The following is a 4,463-nucleotide window of genomic DNA, read 5'->3' as shown; positions in this document are numbered from 1 at the left end:
AGACAGCCGTCGGTGTAGAGCAGCACCGTCTCCCCCGCCGCCACCTGGAACTCCACACTGGGCGCCTCCCAGCAGGCGAGCATGCCGAGCGGCGCGGACACGGACGAGCGGAATCGACGCCGCCCTGCAGGAGCTGCTGCGCGCCGGCGCCGCCCTCGTCGGAGCCCGGCGCGGCATGGTCGTACTGGAACCGGACGACGGACTCGGCCCCGACACGACCGTCGGCCTCGGTCTCGCGCGGGCCGATCTCGGCCACATCGAGACCGTGCCGCGCAGCGCCATGCCCCACGGCACGTTCCTCGACACCGCGGCCGGACTGCCGGGCGGCGAGGGCGAGGTCGTGCACCCCGACCTGTTCTCCGAGGACGGCCTCGACCCCCGCCACCGCGAGGTGGCCGCCCGCCTCGGTTACGCCGCCAGCTACGCGCTGCCCCTGTCCACCGAGACCGCCGGCCGCATCGGCGCCGCCGTATGGCTCTACGACGAGCCCGCCGAACCGGTCGAGCGCCGGCGCCACCTCGCCGGCCTCTACGTCCGCTTCGCCACCGAACACCTGGCACGCCTGCTCGACACCGAGCGCACGCGCGCGTGCATGGCGACGGTCTACGAGGAGCTGCTGCCCTCCCGGCTGCCCCGGGTGCCCGGTGTCCAGCTCGCCTGCCGGCACCGCACGGGACCGCGCGGCGGCGGCGACTGGTACGACGCGCTGCCGCTGCCGGACGCCGCGCTCGGCCTCGCGGTCGGCTCGGTCACCGGCTCCGGGCCGGGAGCGGTCGCCGCGATGGGCCGGCTGCGCGCGTCCCTGCGGGCGTACGCGGTGATGGAGGGCGAGGACCCCGTCGCCGTCCTGTCCGACCTCGAACTGCTGCTGCGGCTGACCGAGCCCGCCCGCTGCGCGACCGCCCTGTTCGCCTACTGCGAGCCCGAGCTGCGCAGGATCACCCTGGCCGGCGCCGGGCACAGTCCGCCGCTGCTGGTCGGCGAGCGGCGCACCGAGTTCGTGGAGACGTCCGTGTCCGCGCCGCTCGGCATGCTCGCCTGCTGGGAGGCGCCCAGTGTGGAGTTCCAGGTGGCGGCGGGGGAGACGGTGCTGCTCTACACCGACGGGCTGCTGCACCGCACCGGTGACCCGGCGGACCGCGCCTTCGCCCGGCTGCAGGCGGCCGCGGCGAGCGTCCCGCGCGCGCGGCGCCACGATCCGGAGGCCGTCGCCGACCACGTCCTGCACACGGTCCTGCCGGACGACCAGGACGTGACCGGCGGCAGGGAGGACGTCGCCCTGGTGGCGGCGCGCTTCGAGTAGGCCCCGGGCCCCGGCGTCGGGCCCCGGCCCCGGCGCTCCCGGTAACAGGTGCTTCCGCCTCGGGCCCCCTTCCGCACGACCGTACGATGGTGAGGGTCCCCCTCCTCGAGCGAGCCCGAGAACCAGGGGGGCGTCCCGTGCACATCGAGGAGGAAGACAGTGGCGGAGGAGCTCCCGGAGACCCCGGAGACCACCGAAGAAGAGCCGGTCAAGCAGCGCAAGAACGGCCTGTACCCGGGCGTGTCCGACGAGCTCGCCGAGAACATGAAGTCCGGTTGGGCCGACACCGAGCTGCGCGACCTGAAGCCGGTCGAGCAGGCGGAGCACACCGCACGCCGCCGCGCCGCGCTGTCCGCGCGCTTCCCCGGCGAGCGCCTGGTGATCCCCGCGGGCAACCTCAAGACCCGCTCCAACGACACCGAGTACCCCTTCCGGTCCGCGGTCGAGTACGCCTACCTCACCGGCAACCAGACCGAGGACGGCGTCCTGGTCCTGGAGCCCACCACGGACGGCCACCAGGAGACGCTCTACCTGCTGCCCCGCTCCGACCGGGAGAACGGCGAGTTCTGGCTCTCCGGGCAGGGCGAGCTGTGGGTCGGCCGCCGCCACTCCCTGGCCGAGGCCGGTCAGCTGTACGGCATCGTGGCCTCCGACGTGCGCGAACTGCCCCAGAAGCTGAAGGAGGCCACCGGCCCGGTCCGGGTCGTGCGCGGCTACGACGCCGGCATCGAGGCCGCCCTGACCGACAAGGTCACCGCCGAGCGCGACGAGGAACTGCGCGTCTTCCTCTCCGAGATGCGCCTGGTCAAGGACGAGTTCGAGATCGGCGAGCTGCAGAAGGCCGTCGACTCCACCGTGCGCGGCTTCGAGGACGTGGTGAAGGTCCTCGACAAGGCGGAGGCCACCTCCGAGCGCTACATCGAGGGAACGTTCTTCCTCCGCGCCCGCGTGGAGGGCAACGACGTCGGCTACGGCTCCATCTGCGCCGCCGGCCCGCACGCCTGCACGCTGCACTGGGTGCGCAACGACGGCCCTGTCCGCTCCGGCGACCTGCTCCTGCTGGACGCGGGCGTGGAGACGCACACCCTCTACACCGCCGACGTCACGCGCACGCTGCCGGTCAACGGCACGTACAGCGAGATCCAGAAAAAGATCTACGACGCGGTGTACGAGGCCCAGGAGGCCGGCATCGCGGCGGTCAGGCCGGGCGCCAAGTACCGCGACTTCCACGACGCCGCCCAGCGGGTGCTCGCAGAGAAGCTCGTCGAGTGGGGTCTGGTCGAGGGCCCGGTCGAGTGGGTGCTGGAGCTCGGTCTGCAGCGCCGCTGGACGCTGCACGGCACCGGCCACATGCTCGGCATGGACGTCCACGACTGCGCGGCCGCGCGCACCGAGACGTACGTCGACGGCACGCTGGAGCCGGGCATGGTCCTCACCGTCGAGCCGGGCCTGTACTTCCAGGCCGACGACCTGACCGTCCCGGAGGAGTACCGGGGCATCGGCGTCCGCATCGAGGACGACATCCTGGTCACGGAGGACGGCAACCGCAACCTCTCGGCGGGCCTGCCGCGCCGCTCCGACGAGGTCGAGGCGTGGATGGCATCGCTGAAGGGCTGATACGACGGTGACGGCCGGGCACCTGAGAGGTGCCCGGCCGTTCACATGCCCGGGGGGAGGGCCGCCGGGCGGGGCTGGAGAAGGCCCTGGACAGGGCCTGGGACCCTGCCGGCCACCTACACCGCCACCAGCGGCGCGTCCTTCCGCCACTTGAGGATCTTGTCGAAGCTCACCACCGCGCCGCCCCGTCCCGGCTTGTTGCCGATGTGGACGTGGTCGGCGAGTTCCTGGATGAGGCACAGGCCGCGGCCGTGCTCGGCCTCGGGGTGCACGGCGCGGAACGGGGGGCGGCGGCCGCCGGGCGGAAAGCCGGGGCCCGCGTCGGCCACCTCGATGCGGCACTTCTCCCCGTCGAGGTAGGCGGTGACGCGGTACGCCTCGGAGGATCCGGCGTCCCCGCCGTGCTCGACCGCGTTCGCGCAGGCCTCGCTCAGGGCGACGGACAGGTCGTAGGAGATGTCGGGATCGACACCCGCGGTCTCCATCGTGCCCAGCAGCAGCCGCCGGGCGAGCGGCACGCTCGCAGCGTCACGCCGCAGATGGAGTGACCACCAGATGCTCATGCTCCAGCCTCCCGGCCGCGGCTCGACATACCGTTACGTATTGCCCCGAGTGCCCGGCCGTAAGCACTCAGTTGACACGACACCGTCCAATCGGCGGATGCGGCGGCCAGGGAATCGGTGTATGTGCGGGCCGGTGACGACAGACCCCTCCATTCCGGGCTTACCGCATCTTGTGGACCTGCCGTACGGCGCCCCGGGGCCCAGTGCGATGATGAGGCCGCCATGACTGCCCCCCACCCGCGCACGGCGTGCGCCGGACGCGATCTCAGGATGCTGCGGGCCACGGTGTTCGCCGCGGTCTGCGTCGTGCTGGCCGCTGCCGGTCACACCGTGGCCTCCTGCGCCGCGGTGCCGCTGTGGACACTGGGCGTGGGCTTCCTGGGGACACTGGTCGTGGTGGCGCCACTCGCCGGGCGGGCGCGTTCCCTGCCGGGGATCGCCACACTGCTCGCGGCCGGCCAGACCGTGCTGCACATCCTGTTCGGACTGGGCCAGAGCGGCGAGGGCGGCACGGCCACGGGGCCGACCGGACCGACGGCGTCGATGGGACCGATGTCCGCCATGTCCGACGCCGAGCTCGTGCAGCAGGCCGCGCGGTACGTGTGCGGGGCCGGCGTCGGGGCGATCAGCCCGACCCAGGCCTACCGGATACTCGTCGACGCACGCGTCTACGACGGCGGCGGCATGGACACGAGCGCCATGCACCACCCGGCGGACTCCCTGGCCACCAGCGGTGCGGCCGCGCTGCTGCCGTCCCTGACGATGCTGCTCGTCCACGTCCTCGCCGCGGTCGCCGCGGGCTGGCTGCTGCGCCGCGGAGACCTGGCCCTGCTGCGCCTGATCGACCTGTCGGCGCACGGAGTCACCGAGGGGGCGCTCGTACGTTCCCTGCGCGCGGCGCTCGCGCTGGTGCGCGCCCTGTGCGCCGGGCTGCCGACCGCGCCCGACGCGGCCCCCCGCTTCTGGCCGGCCGCCGACCC

Annotated in this window: 4 protein-coding genes and 1 pseudogene; 3 read left to right on the top strand and 2 right to left on the bottom strand. The window is 73.4% G+C overall.

Features of this window, described 5'->3' with window-relative positions; genetic code table 11:
• Positions 1–104 (bottom strand): annotated as a pseudogene (locus tag C1I97_RS32110) (SpoIIE family protein phosphatase); the annotation flags it as partial.
• Positions 105–112: 8 nt separating this feature from the next.
• Between C1I97_RS32110 and C1I97_RS32105 the strand changes: the two are divergent.
• Positions 113–1,303 carry a PP2C family protein-serine/threonine phosphatase gene (locus tag C1I97_RS32105; protein WP_111006567.1) on the top strand — a complete coding sequence of 397 codons (1,191 nt, stop codon included), beginning with the start codon at positions 113–115 and terminating at the stop codon, positions 1,301–1,303.
• 159 nt (positions 1,304–1,462) lie between these two features.
• Entirely contained in the window at positions 1,463–2,920 is a 1,458-nt protein-coding gene (locus tag C1I97_RS32100; protein WP_111006566.1) for an aminopeptidase P family protein, read from the top strand.
• Between the two features lie 116 nt (positions 2,921–3,036).
• Here the strand turns inward: C1I97_RS32100 and C1I97_RS32095 are convergent, their stop codons facing one another.
• Positions 3,037–3,483, bottom strand: coding sequence for an ATP-binding protein (locus tag C1I97_RS32095; RefSeq protein WP_111006565.1), 447 nt, complete (start codon positions 3,481–3,483; stop codon positions 3,037–3,039).
• A 222-nt stretch (positions 3,484–3,705) separates the two neighbouring features.
• Here C1I97_RS32095 and C1I97_RS32090 point away from each other — a divergent pair.
• Positions 3,706–4,463: hypothetical protein (locus C1I97_RS32090; protein WP_111006568.1), on the top strand; the 758-nt coding region annotated here is incomplete at its 3' end.

Source organism: Streptomyces sp. NTH33, assembly GCF_003236365.1.
Classification (GTDB): domain Bacteria; phylum Actinomycetota; class Actinomycetes; order Streptomycetales; family Streptomycetaceae; genus Streptomyces.
The sequence above is the reverse complement of the archived record's forward strand: the minus strand, read 5'-3'. Positions and strand labels throughout refer to the sequence as shown.

Bases quoted from the DNA above. Each gene is read 5' to 3' on its own strand.
- C1I97_RS32095 (WP_111006565.1), bottom strand. From the start codon at position 3,483: ATGAGCATCTGGTGGTCACTCCATCTGCGGCGTGACGCTGCGAGCGTG.